The following is a 15,334-nucleotide window of genomic DNA, read 5'->3' as shown; positions in this document are numbered from 1 at the left end:
GGCTCCGCCATCCATGGCTCCGCACAGTTTTGGCAAGGCCTCCCCACACCAACCTGCCAACTGCACAGTTAGCCGTCGAGAAAAACCATTTATGCGTCGCACCAAGGAAGATGCTGAGAGAACCCGCCAGACGGTATTAGAGGCTGCGCTAAAGCTCTTCAGCCGTGACGGTTACTCTCTTACGACCCTGAGTCGAATTGCCAAAGAAGCTGGTTGCAGTCGCGGGCCGATTTACTGGCACTTTGAAAACAAGGATGACTTGTACGAAGCGGTATTGGCCTACTCCCAGGAACCGCTGGTGGCTCTGGTCGCCGAATGCGCGTCGATGCGTGAAACACCGGTTGAGGCCATGGATCATTTCATTGAACGATGGCTGGGTTTGCTGGCCAATGACAGGAAATACCGGCAGTCTTTTGAGATTCTATTGAACAAAACCGAACTGACCGACGGCATGAGCCGGACGCTCAAACGGGAGCGGGCGCTGACGAAGTCTATTATCGGGTTGTTCCGGGATCTGGTCGGCCAGGCTGTGGAACGTGAGCTGATCAGTACGAAGGAAGATCCAGAGGATCTTGGTTTGCTGAGTTACACCTACCTGATGGGCATTACCCAGACCTGGCTGTTTTCACCGAAACTGTTTTCGTTGAAACAGGAAACAGCGTTTTTCCGGCGGCAGTTCTGGGTTCTACTGGGACGGGACTGAACCTTCCCTGGCGAGTAATCGCTGTTTTCGGTCCAGGCCCCAGCGATAGCCACCGAGCGAACCGTCGCTTCTTAGCACCCGGTGGCAGGGTATCAATACCGCGATGCGGTTTCGGCCGCAGGCGGAGGCTACAGCTCTCACAGCTTTGGGTTCGCCAAGGCGGCGGGCCAGCTCTGAGTAGCTCAGCACCTCTCCTTCCCTGACGCTCAGCAACAGTTTCCAGACCCGGGTCTGGAAAGTGGTTCCACGGATGTCCAGCGGCACGTTCGGGCGGGGTTTGTTATGGCGGAGGTGATCATCGAGCGCGGTCATCCAGGCGTCCAGTTCCGGGGATTCACTGGCCTTGGACGCGAAGAGCCGTGCTTTCGGGAATTCCTTTTTCAGCTGCTCGCACAATGACTCTTCATCATCACCGAATTCCGCGAAACACACGCCGTTTTCGGTGGCGGCCATCATCAACAGGCCAAGGGCGGTTTCCCGGCAGGCATAGGCAATGCTCTCGCCTTCTCCGCCTTTTTGATAACGGGTTGGAGCCATACCAACCTGTCGTTCCGGCTTTCCGTATACCCGGCTTGAGGAGCCAAAACCGGCATCGTAGATGGCATCGGTGACGGTTTGACCCGTTCTCAAGGCTTGCTTGAAATGTTTCAAGCGTAATGCGTCCTGATAGGCCTTCGGGGATACCCCAAAGGTTGCCTTGAACGCCCGTTGCAGACGGGAAGCCGAGAGGCCGGCGACAGCGGCGAGATCCGCCAGCCGAAGGGACTCATCCGGCCGGGCTTCGATATAGCGGGCAACGGCCACCATCCGGTCTGAAACCGGGGAGACCGCTTCGGGTTCCGTGGCAGCTGTTGGCAGCGGGCGGTAATGTGATCTCGGCATGGCTCGGGTCCTGTTCATCCGTCTATCCACTCGCCCACACTATGCCGTGATCCACCGGGTGCTGCCATCCGTTTCTTGCTGTTCCCCGGCTCAGAACATTTTCAGGTAGCGGTCGACCTCCCAGGACGATACGTGGTTCTGGTAACTCTCCCACTCCCCTTTCTTGTACTCCACGAAGCTGGTGAACATGGCTTCGCCGAAGACTTCTTTTGCCAGCGGGTCTGCCTCGAAGGCCTCCACGGCTTCACCCAGATTTCGGGGCAGGTATTCGATGCCCTGCTCGGCGATTTCGGCGTCGCTGTAGTTGTACATGTTCTCGTGATGGGGCGCGCCGGCGTCGAGGCCTTCGCGGATGCCTTCCAGGCCAGCGGCCAGGATCAGGGCGCTGCCTAGGTAGGGGTTGCAAGCGATATCCGCTGCACGGCATTCAATACGGCCGCCCATGCCGGGTATGCGGATCATGTTGGTGCGGTTGTTGGAGCCGTAGCACATGAATACAGGCGCCCAGGTGGAACCGGACATGCTGCCCTGGCGCACCAGGCGCTTGTAGCTGTTTACGGTTGGGGCGATCACGGCACTGATGGCGGCGCCGTGTTTCAGCACGCCGGCGATGAAGTGGTAGGCGATCTTGCTGATACCGCACTGGTGCAGGTCGTCACCCCTGGGCTCGAACAGGTTCTCGCCGGTTTTCAGGTCGGCCAGGGACATATTGTAGTGGGCGCCGCTGCCGGTGCGATCGGCGAAGGGCTTGGGCATGAAGCTGGCGAAGGTGCCGTGTTTGCGGGCAATTTCGTTGGCCATCATGCGGAAGAACACCAGGCGGTCCGCCATGGTCAGGCCATCGGCGTATTTGAAGTCGGTTTCGAACTGGCCATTGGCATCCTCATGGTCGAAGGAATACACATCCCAGCCCAGTTCGTTCATGGCATCCACCAGTTCGTCCATGATCGGCAGGTTGTCCATAAGGGTACGGGGGTCATAGCAGGGCTTGCCGAGGGTATCGCGGTCACTCAGCGGGGCAAAGCCGCCATCCTCGGTGTCCCGGAACAGGAAGAATTCGGTTTCGATGCCCAGATTGAAGCGGTAGCCCATGTCGGCCGCGGCACTCAGCTGACGACGGAAAATGTTACGGGAGCAAGCCTCAAACGGCTTGCCATTAAGGTAAAGGTTACCGGGAAACCAGGCCACCTGGCGGTTCCAGGGGCAGATGGCCAGGCCGTCGGCGTCTGGCATGGCAGCCACTTCGTCATCGGAAATATCCTGGGGCACACCATCAAGGGCCGCCCCAGTATAAAGCTCAGAACCCTCCATCATCTGGCCAAGGTGGGCCACGGGCACAAACTTGCCCTTGGTGATGCCATGGATATCCACGTAACTGGCAATGGCGTATTTAACGCCCGCATCCGCGAGCTTCTTCTTGAGGGCCTGGGTAGTGGTCAGGTCAGTCATGGTGTTTCCTCTCTGCAGCCCGGGTAAGCGGGCAGTCGGTTTATGTTCTGGCACGTTTCTTTCTAAGCTTCAGTCATTCAACTTACATGCCAGTGTGTATGTAAAAGGAAACAAAGACCTGGTCCCATGGGCCAAACCATGGCCTGAAGGAGAGGACAAAATGACAGAATTCCAATGGGTTAAAGAGAATTATGTTGCAGGAGATCTCGCCCTTTCCAGCGGAGACACCCTGCGCTCAGCGCGCCTTCACTACCACCAGATCGGGCAACTGAATGCACCAAAAGACAACCTGATCCTGCTGCCCACGTACTACGGTGGTGCAGCGGCCGGTAACCATCCCTGGGTGGGCCGCCACAGCCCTCTTGATCCCGATCAGTACTGCATCGTGATCCCGTCCCTGCTTGGCGCCGGGGAATCCTCATCGCCGTCAAACACCCCTGGGGAACAGGCTGGCCCGAATTTTCCCGCCGTGAGCCTTTACGACAATGTGATGCTGCAGAAACGACTGGTGGACGAGGTATTTGGTGGCGCCAGCATTGCCCTGGTGATGGGCTGGTCCATGGGCGGTATGCAGGCCCTGCAGTGGGGTTGTCTGTTTTCGGATCAGGTGCGAGCGGTGCTGGCGACCTGCTGCACTGCACGCTGTTACCCTCACAACCAGGTATTTCTGGAGGGCGTCAAAGCCGCCCTGACCTGTGATCAGAACTTTCGGGACGGCCACTACCCGAGTCCGCCGGAGCGCGGGCTTCGTGCCTTTGGCCGGGTGTACGCTGGCTGGGCCTATTCCCAGGCCTTCTTCCGCCGGGCGCGCTGGCGGGAGCTGGGGTTCGATTCCGTTGAGGCCCTGCTGCAATTCTGGGAGCAGGACCATCTGGCCCAGGACGCCAACAACCTGCTGACCGTGCTGAACACCTGGCAACGGGGGGATATCAGTGACAACCCGGCTTTTCAGGGCGACTACAACTCAGCCCTCGCCGCAATCACCATGCCCACGCGGGTCATGCCCAGCACCACGGATCTATACTTCACCAGAGAAGATGCTGCCGGGGATGCCGGGCGGATGCCGGGCGCCGCGCTTGAAGACCTGAATTCTGAATGGGGGCACATCGCCGGTGGTGCCGGGCGCGACGCACCGAGCCATCGTCAGATCCTTGCGGCAGCTGACTCACTTCTGGATCAGAGAGGGCCATGACAGTGCATCGCCCAGGGCAGCGCACCGTTGCGGTGCAAACATCTGATCCGATGCCACCCAAAATCCGCCGCCTCGCACCGATCAGGCCGGTTTTACGAAGCTGGCACACCATCTGCAATGCAGGAACAGACGGTTTTGATAACCCCGATCCGTTCACAGCAACACCGCAAACCGAGCGGCGAACACAACGGACACAATGGGTGACTAGGGTTCCGGTCCGGGCAGGCAACAACCCCGGATGGCTGGTCCGAGAGTTACCGACCTCTGGGAGGTTACACGGCGGGATAAAAGCCCGGGAGACCGAATCGCAAGGGATGTTGTTGCCCGCGATCACCTTGCCGTGTTGTGTGACCAGAGGAGACAACCTATGCGACTGATCAACCGCCATCCCGGGCGGGTCTCGGCCACCCTGCTGGGCCTGCTGCCCTTTCTGCTGATTATGCTGGTCTACAGCCTGGCCTCCCAGGAGCGCCTGGCGGAAAACCCTAACGACAAACTGCTGCCCGGCCTGGAACAGATGACGGCTGCGATTGACCGGATAGCCTTCGAACCGGACCGCCGCAGCGGCGATTACCTGATGTGGCAGGACACCACCGCCAGCCTTGAACGACTGGGGCTTGGCATTGGCATTGCCGCTTTGCTGGCATTGGTGGTGGGTCTTCTCAACGGGGTTCTGCCCCTGGTGCGATCCAACCTCGCGCCTCTGGTCTCGGCCCTTTCCATGGTTCCGCCCCTGGCAATACTACCCATCCTGTTTATCGTGTTCGGCCTGGGAGAGCTCTCCAAGGTCATGCTGATCGTCATTGGTACGGCGCCGATCATGATGCGGGATGTGGCCCAGCGGGTCCGGGAGCTTCCGGGCGAACAGTTGATCAAGATCCAGACTCTGGGCGCCAACTCCTGGCAGGTGATCACCCGCATGGCCCTGCCCCAGGTATTGCCCCGCCTGATAGATGCCGTGCGTCTCAGTCTTGGCCCGGCCTGGCTGTTCCTGATCGCGGCAGAGGCGATTGCGTCCACCGAGGGTCTGGGTTATCGCATCTTCCTGGTGCGCCGCTATCTGGCCATGGATGTGATCCTGCCCTATGTCATCTGGATCACTGTTCTCGCCATTGTTATTGATCAGTGTCTGCGTTTGACCAATCGCAGGCTGTTCCCGTGGTACAACGCAGGAGGCCACTGATGAGCTTTATTACCGTCAAGAATCTCTGGAAGCAATATGGCGATCAGGTGGTGCTGGAAAACCTGAATCTGAGCGTGAAACAGGGGGAATTCTGTACCCTGGTGGGCGCTTCCGGCTGTGGCAAGTCCACCTTCCTGAAAATGCTGCTGGGCCAGGAAACATCAACCCGCGGCGAGCTGCTGCTGGAGGGGGAAGCCTTTCCGGGTGAGCCGGACCGCAACCGGGGTATTGTGTTCCAGCGCTACTCGGTGTTCCCGCACCTGACCGTTCGCCAGAATGTGCTGTTGGGTCTGGAGCTGGAACAGAAGCCCTGGCTGGGCAAGCTTTTTGGCACTGCCCGCAGGGAAGCACTGGAGAAAGTGGATGCCATGCTGGAATCGGTAGGCCTGACTCCCTCGGCGAACAAATGGCCCCACCAACTCTCTGGCGGCATGCAGCAGCGGCTGGCCATTGCCCAGTCCCTGATCATGCGCCCTCGGGTGCTGTTGCTGGATGAGCCTTTCGGTGCACTGGACCCCGGCATTCGCGGCGACATGCACGACCTGCTGCTGAGGTTGTGGCAGGAAACCGGCACCACCATTTTCATGGTCACCCACGATCTTCAGGAAGGTTTTTATCTGGGGACCCGCCTGCTGGTGTTCGACAAGGTTCGCAACGACCCCCACGACCCCCAGGCGTTTGGTGCCACCATTACCTATGATCTTCCGATCGGGCAGACCGACCGAAAACTGTTCGATGACATCAATGAATCCGTGAGTGAAACCGCGCGGCATCAGGCCGCCTGAGCGTCTGATAAAAGGCGCCTGAAAAAGAAAAGGGGCCGCCCGCAGGCAGCCCCTTTCAGACCGGCACAACACCGGCGCTTTCAGAAATCAGTTGCTGGCAACGCGGTCCTTCGGCAGTTTGAAGGTCCAGACCATACCGCCCTGGTTGAAGTCCTTCACCACCTTGGCGACTTCACCACCCCAGAGAGGAACCGCACCACCCCAGCCGGAGGCCACGGAGACATACTGCTCGCCGTCCATGGTCCAGGTAACCGGGGTACCAACCACACCGGAACCAGTGTTGAACTTGTACACTTCCTCGCCAGTCTTGGCATCAAAGGCCTTCAGGTAGCCTTCCGGCGTACCGGTGAAAACCAGGTTGCCCGCGGTGGTCATTACACCACCCCACAGCGGCGCCGTGTTCTCGTAACGCCAGACCTCTTTACCGGTTTTCGGATCCATGGCGCGCAGAACGCCGATGTAGTCATCGTTAGCTGGCTTGATGGTGAAGCCGGCTCCGAGGAAGGCCGCGCCTTTCTTGTAGGAGACAGGCTCGTTCCAGATGTCCATGGACCACTCGTTGGAAGGCACATAGAACAGGCCGGTATCCTGACTGTAGGCCATGGGCATCCAGTTCTTGCCACCCAGAAACGCAGGCTGCGCGAGCACGGGCTCGCCTTTGGTACCCTCGGTGACGGTGGGATCACCCGGGCGACCACCCTCGGCGAAGATCGGGCGACCGGTCTCCGGGTCCAGGCCCTTGGCCCAGGTGATCTTGTCGACAAACGGGAAGCCACGGATGAAGTCGCCGTTCTCACGGTTCAACACGTAGAAGAACCCGTTGCGATCTGCGGTTGCCGCCGCCTTCACGGTCTTGCCGTTGTCCTGGTAGTCAAAGGAGATCAGCTCATTGACACCATCATAGTCCCAGCCGTCGTGGGGCGTGGTCTGGAAGTGCCACTTGATGCTGCCATCGTCCGGATCAATCGCCAGACGGGAAGACGAAAACAGGTTGTCTCCGGGGCGCAGGTGAGAGTTCCAGGGCGCCGGGTTACCAGTACCGAAGAACAGGGAGTCGGTGTCCGGATCGTAGGTGCCACCCAGCCAGGTGGCTGCGCCGCCGTTTTTCCACATGTCGCCAGGCCAGGTTACGCCGGCCTTGCCGCCGGAAATGCCGTTTTCGATCGCCTTGCCATCCTTGTAGACATAGCCCATGTGACCTTCAACGGTCGGACGGGTCCACAGTAAATCACCGGTATTCGGGTCATAGGCTTCCACCTTGCCGACAATTCCGAACTCACCCCCGGAAACACCGGTGATCAGTTTGCCTTTTACCACGATGGGCGCCGCGGTGATGGCGTATCCGGCTTGGTAATCCGCAACCTTCTTGATCCACATCGGCTTGCCGGTGTCTTTGTTCAGGGCGACAAGTTTGGCGTCGAGGGTACCGAAAATGACCTTGTCGTCGTACAGGGCAACACCCCGGTTGACCACGTCACAGCAGGGCATGATGCCGTCTGGCAGGCGGGCGTCGTACTGCCAGATCTCCTCGCCGGTCCTGGCGTCGATGGCGTAGACACGGGAATAGGAGGCGGTGACGTACATCACGCCGTCTTTGATCATCGGCTGCGATTCCTGGCCGCGCATTTTTTCGCTGCCAAACGAGAATGCCCAAGCCGGCTGCAGGTACTGGATGTTGTTGGTGTTCAGGTCTTCCAGGGTGCTGAAGCGCTGGCCCTGGGTGCCCATGCCGTAACTGACAATATCGCCCGGCGTTTTGTGATCATTCATGATGTCTTCGTCGGTGACCGCATAGGCCCCGTACGATACCGCCAGCGCCAGGGTGCTGGCAGCAATGCGAATCCCGAACTTGTTCGATCTCATGGTTGCGCTCTCCAATTCTCTTGTTTTCGGTTCTCTTGTTTCCGTTTCTTGGCGAACCGGGAACTTTTCCCGCCTCTGGTACGATTCTTCGCCTTGGCGGGAAAACCAACAATTACCCCCCGGAACAGGTTTTCTCATCACTTGGTCGTACTACCTGAAAGAAAGCGCCCGCCGGGGTTGGCGGGCGGCAGGATCAGAGTTCACCTTCGGCCCGGGCAATGGCCTGCTGATCCAGGAACTCCCGGTAGTAGTCGGGCACGCTGTAGCGCAGTTCCTCGCTGGCAAACAGCTCGTTCAGCTCGCCACTCTTGACCAGCTTGTCGACGATGGCTTCCAGGGCATACCCCAACTGCCGGTGGGTGTGCTTGATGGCCATACCCACATCCCACACCTGTTTGCCAATACCGGGAAAGCCGTTGCTCGCGGCCTTGAAATCTGCGTTCCCGGGCTTGGCCAGCTCATGATCGATTTCCGCCCGCATGCCCATCACGGCACTGACCTCGCCCTCACGCATGGCCTGGAAAGCCTCTCGCACGTTCGGATAATGCTGCACTTGCTCACGCATTCGGCCACCCAGTCCGGAGGTGAGATAGAAATCCGGCAGGGTATCGATCTCCACGCCGATGGGGTGGTACTGAAAGACAGCGACCGTTTCTACCGAGTCCAGCTTTTCCGGATTGTAGGCAACCTGCCAGGTTTCCTGCTGATAGGGGCCGAACAGCACCACCTGCTCGTTGATGTACTCCCCGGTGGAATCCTGCATGTAGGCATAGGTTTTGTCGTAGGGGACCCGCAACATCACGTCCGCCAGCCGGCGCTTTGCCAGGTAATGGCCCTTCCAGACATTATTGCGCAGATCATCCCCCAGATTCTCATCCGGCGTAATCCAGTGGACGATGAAGTCCACGCCCATTTCCTCGGCAATTCGGCGCCCGAGCTCAACATCGATCCCTCTTGGTTCGCCATCGACTTCATAGGAGTAAGGGGGGAAATTCTCGTAAACCCCCACTTTCAGGTACCCGGACTCAAGGATAATGTCGTAGGTCCGTTCCGCGGGCCGGTTCAGGAGCGGGTCTCCGTCGTCGATCCCCTGGGCCAGGACGGTCTGGGCAAGCAACAGCAAGGCAAGAATTCGAGACAGTGTTTTCATTGTTTTCTCCCAACGACGACAGGCCGGCACAGGGCCGGCCCGGATTCAGGCGTTAAAACCGTATCGGGTTGCTGCATTACTCCGGCTTGGGCAGTGATTCCACATAGGTACGGATCGCCCACATTGCGTTCTGGTCCAGGGTCTTTTTCCAGGACGGCATGCCCCGGTCGGTACCATTGCGAACGCGGCCAATGTAGTACTCGTCATCCCATTCCGTCAGTTCCCTCAGATCCGGTGTCAAACCGCCAGACATGGCCCGGATGCCGTGGCAGCCGGCACAGTTGCCTGCGTAGGCGCTCTCTCCGATCTCAACGGCCTGGGCGTTGAACTCGCCGTATTCGTTACCTTCCCGGAAAGGATTCTCGATAAGGACCTCATCGCCAAGCTTTGGCAGATTGCCCGTATCCACTTCCTGTGGTGTGACGTTGCCGTGCGCGAAAGCGAAGCCCGCCAAGCCAAGCATTGCTGAAGCAACAATTGCTTTGAGTGAAAAGGACGTTGCCATTGGTGCTACCTCTTTTTGTTTGGATTCCCCGTGGTTGGCTATTGGATTTGTCAGGTGCCAACTTGCTGATCTCCAGTCTAGGAATCCCCGCCTCCATTCCGAATGCCACTTTGGGGGTTTTGGCTTAGTTCCTTGGTAGTAGATGGGAGGTCCCGGAGCAGAAATCTCATCCTTTGGTACTGGCTGATTCCTACTTTCTGAATATTCCCGGAGCTTTTACCGTTCTCTAAGCTGAAACCACAACAACAAAGCGGAGAATTCCATGTCGTTGCTATCTCGGCTTTCCCGGCTATCCCGGACAGCGGCCGCAACTCTTATCACGATGGTTGCCGCAGCCCCGATCCAGGCCGAATCTCTGGACGTGCGGATCGGCTACCTGCAGTGGATTCCGGACCAGGGGCCGGTTCTTTCCAACGTAATTCCGGAACCGGAAAACGCCGGCCTGCGCGGCGCCGAACTGGCCATCGGTGATAACAACACCACCGGCAAGTTTCTGGGCCAGACCTATTCACTGCAGAGTGAGGTAGCAGGCTCTGAGGCGGCCGCCGTTGCAGCCTTTGAGGCCATGCGCCAGAAAGGCACCGAATTATTTGTCGTGAACGCGCCGGCTCAGACCCTGAAAGCCATGATCAACAAGTCCGGCGACAACACCCTACTCTTTAATGTCGGCGCCAAGGACGACGCCCTGCGTACCGGTCACTGCCACACCAACTTGCTGCACACCATTCCAAGCTATTCCATGCTCACCGACGCCCTGGGCCAGTGGCTGAGCCAGCGGCGCTGGAAGGAAGTATTCCTGATTACCGGGCCAACCGAGGCCGACAGAGGCTGGGCGAACGCCTTCCGTCGCTCCGCCAAACGCTTTGGTCTGGAGATTGTCGAAGACAAGCCCTGGACCTTTGACGCCGACCTTCGTCGCACCGCCTCCCAGGAGCTGCCCCTGTTTACCCGGGCCGATGACTACGATGCCGTGGTGGTGGCCGATGTGCGGGGCGATTTCGGGGAATACGTTCCGTTCAACACCTGGTTGCCAAGGCCGGTGGTTGGTACCCAGGGCATGGTGCCCGTTGCCTGGCATCGGGTGGTGGAAAGCTGGGGCGCCGCACAACTGCAGAGCCGGTTCCGGGAACTGGCTAGCCGCGACATGAACAGCGAGGACTACGCCGCCTGGGCTGCTATTCGCTCAATCGGCACGGCGGTAACAGCAATCGGCAACGCAAATCCGGGCGAGATTCGAAGCTTCCTGTTCAGCGACAAGTTCCAGCTAGCGGCATTCAAAGGCCGGAAACTCACCTATCGGGACTGGAATGGCCAGCTCCGGCAGCCAATTCCGTTGGTGCACCCCCGCGGGCTGGTGGCGCGAGCGCCATTCGAGAGCTTCCTGCACCCGATCACCACCATGGACACTCTCGGCTTCGACAAGCCGGAGAGTGAGTGTCGAATCAACGGCTGACCGTATTGGCGGCATCCCTTTTAAAACAAGAAGGAGTTACACCATGAAATCCGTGTACAAACAGACCGCCCTGGCCGCCATGATCGGCCTCTCGACCCCAGCGCTGGCGAGCCTGGCCTACGTGTCCAATGAGAAAGACAACACGCTTTCAATCATCGACACCGAGACCCGGGAAGTGGTCGACACCATTGATGTTGGCGCCCGCCCTCGGGGTATCCTTTTATCCAAGGATTACACCAAGCTTTACATCTGCGCCAGCGACGACGACACGGTGCAGGTACTCGACCTCGCCACCCGCAAGATCATTGATACCCTGCCCTCGGGTGAGGACCCTGAACAGTTCTCCCTGCACCCGAACAATAAGCACCTGTACATTGCCAACGAGGACGACGCCATCGTGACTGTGGTGGACGTGTCCAATAAGGACGTTCTCGCCCAGATTGACGTGGGTATCGAACCGGAAGGCATGGCTGTCAGCCCGGACGGTAAGTGGGCGGTCAACACCTCCGAAACCACCAGCATGCTGCACTGGATCAACACCGAGACCTTCGAGATCGAGAAGAACATTGTGGTGGGTCAACGCCCTCGCCATGTGGAATTCAGCAAGGACAGCAAGATCGCCTGGGCCTCGGCAGAGATCGGCGGTACCGTACATATTATTGATGTGGACAACCTCAAGCAGATCCATGAGCTATCCTTCAAGGTGCCCGGGGTCAATCAGGACCGGGTGCAGCCGGTGGGCATCGAGCTGACCTCAGATGGCAAATACGCCTTCGTGGCCCTCGGCCCCTCGAACCATGTGGCCGTGGTGGATGCCAATACCTATGAAGTACTGGACTACCTGCTGGTGGGAAGCCGGGTGTGGCAGCTGGACCTGGACAAGGACGAGAAGCACCTTTACACCACCAACGGTGTCTCGGGTGACGTTTCCGTGATCGATGTGGAGGACATGAAGGTGATCAAATCCATCAAGGTAGGCCGCTATCCCTGGGGCGTGGTTATCGATCCGACTTCATGACTACTTCATGACCATAGAAGCCAATAACCTCAGCTTTCGCTACGGCGACAAGCCTGTGCTCAAGGAGGTCAGCTTCGCGCTGACCTCGGGCCGTTTCCACGCTCTGCTCGGGCCCAATGGCGCAGGCAAGTCTACCCTGTTCGGTCTTCTGACCCGACTATTGGCGTTGCAGCAGGGGGATATCCTGCTGGCCGGCCAGTCCCTGAAAAAACAGCCGGCCGAGGCAATGCGCAAGATCGGTGTGGTGTTCCAGCAGAATGCACTGGATCTGGATCTGACGGTTCGCCAGAACCTACAGTATCACGCAGCCCTGCACGGCCTGTCCCGCAAGGAAGCCCGCGCCCGCGGCGATCGGGAGCTTGAACGTTTCGGGTTACTGGACCGGGCCAACGATGCTGTCCGCCAGCTCAATGGTGGCCATCGCCGGCGGGTGGAAATTGCCCGGGCCCTGCTCCATGAACCTTCCCTGTTGTTGCTGGACGAACCGACCGTTGGTCTGGATGTCGCCAGTCGCAGGGGGCTGAACGAGCACGTGCGCAGGCTTTGTGAGTCTGACGGCCTGACCGTGCTCTGGGCCACGCACCTCATCGAGGAGGTTCGCCAGGAAGATCGGGTGTTAATCCTGCATGAAGGAAAGCTGCTGGCGGACGGCGCGGGCCATGATATCTGCCAGGCTGAAGGCACCCGCGACCTGGCCGAAACCTTCCATTCCCTGACCGGAGCCGGATGATATGAAGCCTGCTCATTACTGGCACTGTTTTGTGGGTATCCAGACCCGGGAATGGCTTCGCTTCTGGCAACAACGGACCCGGTTCGCCAGCGCGCTGGTTCGGCCTCTGCTCTGGCTGGTGGTGTTCGCCGCCGGCTTCCGGGCGGTGCTGGGCATTTCCATCATCCCGCCCTACCAGACCTACATCACTTACGAGACCTATATTGCCCCCGGACTGTGCGGGATGATCATCCTTTTCAACAGCATGCAGGGAGCGCTTTCCATGGTGTACGACCGGGAGCTGGGCAGCATGCGGGTGTTGCTGATGAGCCCGCTGCCCCGGCCCTTTTTGCTGGTGACCAAACTGCTGGCGATGGGGGTGGTATCGGTTGGGCAGGTGTATGTGTTCCTGCTGCTGGCACTGCTGGTGGATGTGGAGCCGCCATTATGGGGCTATCTCGCGGTGCTGCCGGCGCTGGTGCTGGCCAGCCTCATGCTGGGGGCCATGGGGTTGCTGATTGCCACCTGGATCAAGCAGCTGGAGAACTTTGCCGGGGTGATGAACTTTGTCATTTTTCCGATGTTCTTCATGTCCTCTGCGCTGTATCCGTTGTGGAAGATGAACGAAGCGAGCCCGTGGTTGTACTGGGTGTGCCAGTTCAATCCGTTTACCCACGCGGTGGAGGCGATCCGCTTCTCCCTGTATCTGGAGTGGAACCCGGCAGCCTATGGCATTACTGCTGGGGTAACCGTGGTTCTGGTGATGCTTGCCACGGCCGGGTTCCGGCCTCAGCGTACCAAGATACTTGGGACCAAGCCTGCCTGATTTTGAGTAAGGCAGTCAGCGGGACAGGCTTCCCAAAAAACGCTCCTTTCGGCACATCCCTGTGACGCTTGGGCTCCGCCATCCATGGCTCCGCACATTTTTGGGAAGCCTGTCCCGCTGACTGCCCCAAACTCCGTGCAAACCTCGCAGGCTCGATGCAACCTCGTAGCCTCGCAGGTCTGATTAGTGAAGCGTAATCCGACAAACCCGAGAACATCACCAAATACCAACTAGGAACCAGCCGAATCCAGCCCACGAAGCCTCCCCAAAAGCCCGTCAATCAACCCCGGCTCACCAACCACATCATCCCACTGCAACCTCGCCGGCCGGCCATCCAGATACCAGAGGCGGTTCGCCAGAATCTCGGCATCGGCACCATCGTGGGTAACACAGATCATGGCCATATCGGGTTGGGAATCCAGGATCCCGGCAATCAGCGTTTTCAGCCCGCCGGCCATCACCGGATCCAGCGATGCAAAAGGCTCGTCCAACAACAGCAAGTCCGGCTTCACCGCCAGGCAACGGGCCAGGGCAGCCCTTCGGGCCATTCCAAGAGAAAGCTGATCCGGTAGGTATTGACCATAGCCGGAGAGACCAACCTGACTCAGCAGGTTTTCTGCCTCCCCCTCACTGGCACCGACCAGACGGAGGTTGGCATTCAGGGTTCGCCAGGGCAGCAGCCGGTGTTCCTGGAACAGGTAACCCACCCTGAGCTTGTCGCGCCCGATGACAGCGTCGCCCGGCACCATTTTGTCGAGGCCCGCAATGGCATTCAGCAACGTGGTCTTGCCGATGCCGGAAGGGCCCAGCAGGCAGATGCGATCCCCACGCTTAATCGTAGCGAAGATCTCCCCAAGCACAGGTTGGCCAAAGTCGCGGCCGGCGATTCGGAGTTCAAGCATGGGCGGCCTCCGGCTGGCGCCAGCGGGAGGCAATACGCTCAAGCGGCTGGAGGGCGGCCAGTTCAATGAGTTGCACTACGGCAATAAACGCCAGGCTGTAGGCGAGTATGGCGGCGACATCGAATACCTGGAAGGCCATGTGCAGCTGGAAGCCAACGCCGCTGGAGCGGCCGAGCAGTTCGACCACCAGAACGATTTTCCAGATCAAAGCAAGGCCACCGCGGGTGGCGGCCATCAGGTACGGAAACAGCTGCGGCACCCAGACTTCCCGGAATCGCTGCCAGCGAGTGAAGTCGTAGACCGTGGCCATTTCTTCAAGGCGATAATCCAGGCTGCGAGCCCCTTCCCGGACGGTGACAGCGACGTTGGGGACTTTGTTGATAACCACCGCCATCACGGCGGCTACTTCTACCAGGCCGAACCAGACGTACATCAGGATGATTGTGACCAGCGCTGGAAGGTTGAGCATCAGCACCAGCAATGGGTCGAACAGGGCGTTGGTGGTTCGTGAGCGGCCCATGGTGATGCCAATGGCGGTACCGAGAAGCATGGCAAGAATAAAAGCCACAACGACACGCCCGAGGGTGGCACCCAGATGGTGCCAGAGTTCTCCGGAGGCGGATTCCCTGATCAGGGTGTCGAGCACCTCCAGGGGTGTGGGCAGGAGTGGCGACTGGATAAGCCAGGCCATCAATGCCCAGAGCAGGACAAACG

At 59.2% G+C, this 15,334-nt stretch carries 15 protein-coding genes and 1 riboswitch; of the genes, 8 read left to right on the top strand and 7 right to left on the bottom strand.

Annotation, left to right across the window (positions count from 1 at the left end; genetic code table 11):
- Nucleotides 1-91 precede the first annotated feature (91 nt).
- Nucleotides 92-703, top strand: coding sequence for a TetR family transcriptional regulator (locus CLH62_RS14065; RefSeq protein WP_099618755.1), 612 nt, complete (start codon nt 92-94; stop codon nt 701-703).
- Here CLH62_RS14065 and CLH62_RS14060 read toward each other — a convergent pair.
- A complete protein-coding gene (locus CLH62_RS14060) occupies nt 686-1,585 on the bottom strand; it encodes a bifunctional transcriptional activator/DNA repair enzyme AdaA (RefSeq protein ID WP_099618754.1) in 900 nt (299 codons plus the stop codon). The two genes, CLH62_RS14065 and CLH62_RS14060, sit on opposite strands and share 18 nt — an antisense overlap.
- A gap of 90 nt (nt 1,586-1,675) precedes the next feature.
- Complete coding sequence (glnT, locus tag CLH62_RS14055; RefSeq protein ID WP_099618753.1) at nt 1,676-3,034, bottom strand: type III glutamate--ammonia ligase; 1,359 nt, start codon at nt 3,032-3,034, stop codon at nt 1,676-1,678.
- Between the two features lie 160 nt (nt 3,035-3,194).
- Between glnT and CLH62_RS14050 the strand changes: the two genes are divergently transcribed.
- The 3 genes from CLH62_RS14050 to CLH62_RS14040 all read left to right on the top strand — a co-directional run bounded on the left by CLH62_RS14050 (nt 3,195) and on the right by CLH62_RS14040 (nt 6,194).
- Nucleotides 3,195-4,226 (top strand): alpha/beta fold hydrolase, encoded by a 1,032-nt coding sequence (locus CLH62_RS14050; protein WP_099618752.1) that lies wholly within the window; start codon nt 3,195-3,197, stop codon nt 4,224-4,226.
- Nucleotides 4,227-4,419: 193 nt separating this feature from the next.
- Nucleotides 4,420-4,527: riboswitch (guanidine-I (ykkC/yxkD leader) on the top strand.
- Nucleotides 4,528-4,593: 66 nt separating this feature from the next.
- Nucleotides 4,594-5,409 (top strand): ABC transporter permease, encoded by an 816-nt coding sequence (locus CLH62_RS14045; RefSeq protein ID WP_099618751.1) that lies wholly within the window; start codon nt 4,594-4,596, stop codon nt 5,407-5,409.
- Nucleotides 5,409-6,194 (top strand): ABC transporter ATP-binding protein, encoded by a 786-nt coding sequence (locus CLH62_RS14040; RefSeq protein WP_099618750.1) that lies wholly within the window; start codon nt 5,409-5,411, stop codon nt 6,192-6,194. Before CLH62_RS14045 ends, CLH62_RS14040 begins: the two co-directional genes overlap by 1 nt.
- 87 nt (nt 6,195-6,281) lie before the next feature.
- Here the strand turns inward: CLH62_RS14040 and CLH62_RS14035 are convergent, their stop codons facing one another.
- The 3 genes from CLH62_RS14035 to pedF form a co-directional block, all read right to left on the bottom strand.
- Nucleotides 6,282-8,057, bottom strand: a complete 1,776-nt coding sequence (locus tag CLH62_RS14035; RefSeq protein ID WP_099618749.1) for a PQQ-dependent methanol/ethanol family dehydrogenase — start codon at nt 8,055-8,057, stop codon at nt 6,282-6,284.
- Between the two features lie 193 nt (nt 8,058-8,250).
- A complete protein-coding gene (locus tag CLH62_RS14030) occupies nt 8,251-9,207 on the bottom strand; it encodes a substrate-binding periplasmic protein (protein WP_099618748.1) in 957 nt (318 codons plus the stop codon).
- 76 nt (nt 9,208-9,283) lie between these two features.
- On the bottom strand, nt 9,284-9,712 hold the full coding sequence (gene pedF / locus CLH62_RS14025) for a cytochrome c-550 PedF (protein ID WP_099618747.1): 429 nt from the start codon (nt 9,710-9,712) through the stop codon (nt 9,284-9,286).
- A gap of 262 nt (nt 9,713-9,974) precedes the next feature.
- Between pedF and CLH62_RS14020 the strand changes: the two genes are divergently transcribed.
- From CLH62_RS14020 to CLH62_RS14005, 4 genes are read left to right on the top strand one after another with little or no spacing between them, the layout of a single operon-like run.
- Entirely contained in the window at nt 9,975-11,165 is a 1,191-nt protein-coding gene (locus CLH62_RS14020; RefSeq protein WP_099618746.1) for an ABC transporter substrate-binding protein, read from the top strand.
- A gap of 43 nt (nt 11,166-11,208) precedes the next feature.
- Complete coding sequence (locus CLH62_RS14015) at nt 11,209-12,183, top strand: YVTN family beta-propeller repeat protein (RefSeq protein ID WP_099618745.1); 975 nt, start codon at nt 11,209-11,211, stop codon at nt 12,181-12,183.
- Between the two features lie 7 nt (nt 12,184-12,190).
- Nucleotides 12,191-12,913, top strand: a complete 723-nt coding sequence (locus tag CLH62_RS14010; protein ID WP_099618744.1) for an ABC transporter ATP-binding protein — start codon at nt 12,191-12,193, stop codon at nt 12,911-12,913.
- Between the two features lies 1 nt (nt 12,914).
- On the top strand, nt 12,915-13,718 hold the full coding sequence (locus tag CLH62_RS14005; RefSeq protein WP_099618743.1) for an ABC transporter permease: 804 nt from the start codon (nt 12,915-12,917) through the stop codon (nt 13,716-13,718).
- A 230-nt stretch (nt 13,719-13,948) separates the two neighbouring features.
- Here CLH62_RS14005 and CLH62_RS14000 read toward each other — a convergent pair whose 3' ends face one another.
- Nucleotides 13,949-14,620 (bottom strand): ATP-binding cassette domain-containing protein, encoded by a 672-nt coding sequence (locus CLH62_RS14000; RefSeq protein ID WP_099618742.1) that lies wholly within the window; start codon nt 14,618-14,620, stop codon nt 13,949-13,951.
- Nucleotides 14,613-15,311 (bottom strand): ABC transporter permease, encoded by a 699-nt coding sequence (locus CLH62_RS13995; protein ID WP_228152862.1) that lies wholly within the window; start codon nt 15,309-15,311, stop codon nt 14,613-14,615. The genes CLH62_RS14000 and CLH62_RS13995 overlap by 8 nt, the downstream gene beginning before the upstream one ends.
- Nucleotides 15,312-15,334 lie beyond the last annotated feature (23 nt).

Source organism: Marinobacter guineae (genome assembly GCF_002744735.1).
GTDB classification, from domain to species: Bacteria; Pseudomonadota; Gammaproteobacteria; order Pseudomonadales; family Oleiphilaceae; genus Marinobacter; species Marinobacter guineae.
The sequence above is the reverse complement of the archived record's forward strand: the minus strand, read 5'-3'. Positions and strand labels throughout refer to the sequence as shown.

What these genes read in the sequence shown, in the direction of transcription:
- CLH62_RS14030 (WP_099618748.1), bottom strand. Translation starts at nt 9,207, where the DNA reads ATGAAAACACTGTCTCGAATTCTTGCCTTGCTGTTGCTTGCCCAGACC.
- CLH62_RS14060 (WP_099618754.1), bottom strand. Translation starts at nt 1,585, where the DNA reads ATGCCGAGATCACATTACCGCCCGCTGCCAACAGCTGCCACGGAACCC.
- CLH62_RS14005 (WP_099618743.1), top strand. Translation starts at nt 12,915, where the DNA reads ATGAAGCCTGCTCATTACTGGCACTGTTTTGTGGGTATCCAGACCCGG.
- CLH62_RS14020 (WP_099618746.1), top strand. Translation starts at nt 9,975, where the DNA reads ATGTCGTTGCTATCTCGGCTTTCCCGGCTATCCCGGACAGCGGCCGCA.
- CLH62_RS14010 (WP_099618744.1), top strand. Translation starts at nt 12,191, where the DNA reads ATGACCATAGAAGCCAATAACCTCAGCTTTCGCTACGGCGACAAGCCT.
- CLH62_RS14050 (WP_099618752.1), top strand. Translation starts at nt 3,195, where the DNA reads ATGACAGAATTCCAATGGGTTAAAGAGAATTATGTTGCAGGAGATCTC.
- CLH62_RS13995 (WP_228152862.1), bottom strand. Translation starts at nt 15,311, where the DNA reads ATGGCCTGGCTTATCCAGTCGCCACTCCTGCCCACACCCCTGGAGGTG.
- CLH62_RS14045 (WP_099618751.1), top strand. Translation starts at nt 4,594, where the DNA reads ATGCGACTGATCAACCGCCATCCCGGGCGGGTCTCGGCCACCCTGCTG.
- CLH62_RS14035 (WP_099618749.1), bottom strand. Translation starts at nt 8,057, where the DNA reads ATGAGATCGAACAAGTTCGGGATTCGCATTGCTGCCAGCACCCTGGCG.
- CLH62_RS14065 (WP_099618755.1), top strand. Translation starts at nt 92, where the DNA reads ATGCGTCGCACCAAGGAAGATGCTGAGAGAACCCGCCAGACGGTATTA.
- glnT (WP_099618753.1), bottom strand. Translation starts at nt 3,034, where the DNA reads ATGACTGACCTGACCACTACCCAGGCCCTCAAGAAGAAGCTCGCGGAT.
- CLH62_RS14015 (WP_099618745.1), top strand. Translation starts at nt 11,209, where the DNA reads ATGAAATCCGTGTACAAACAGACCGCCCTGGCCGCCATGATCGGCCTC.
- CLH62_RS14000 (WP_099618742.1), bottom strand. Translation starts at nt 14,620, where the DNA reads ATGCTTGAACTCCGAATCGCCGGCCGCGACTTTGGCCAACCTGTGCTT.
- CLH62_RS14040 (WP_099618750.1), top strand. Translation starts at nt 5,409, where the DNA reads ATGAGCTTTATTACCGTCAAGAATCTCTGGAAGCAATATGGCGATCAG.
- pedF (WP_099618747.1), bottom strand. Translation starts at nt 9,712, where the DNA reads ATGGCAACGTCCTTTTCACTCAAAGCAATTGTTGCTTCAGCAATGCTT.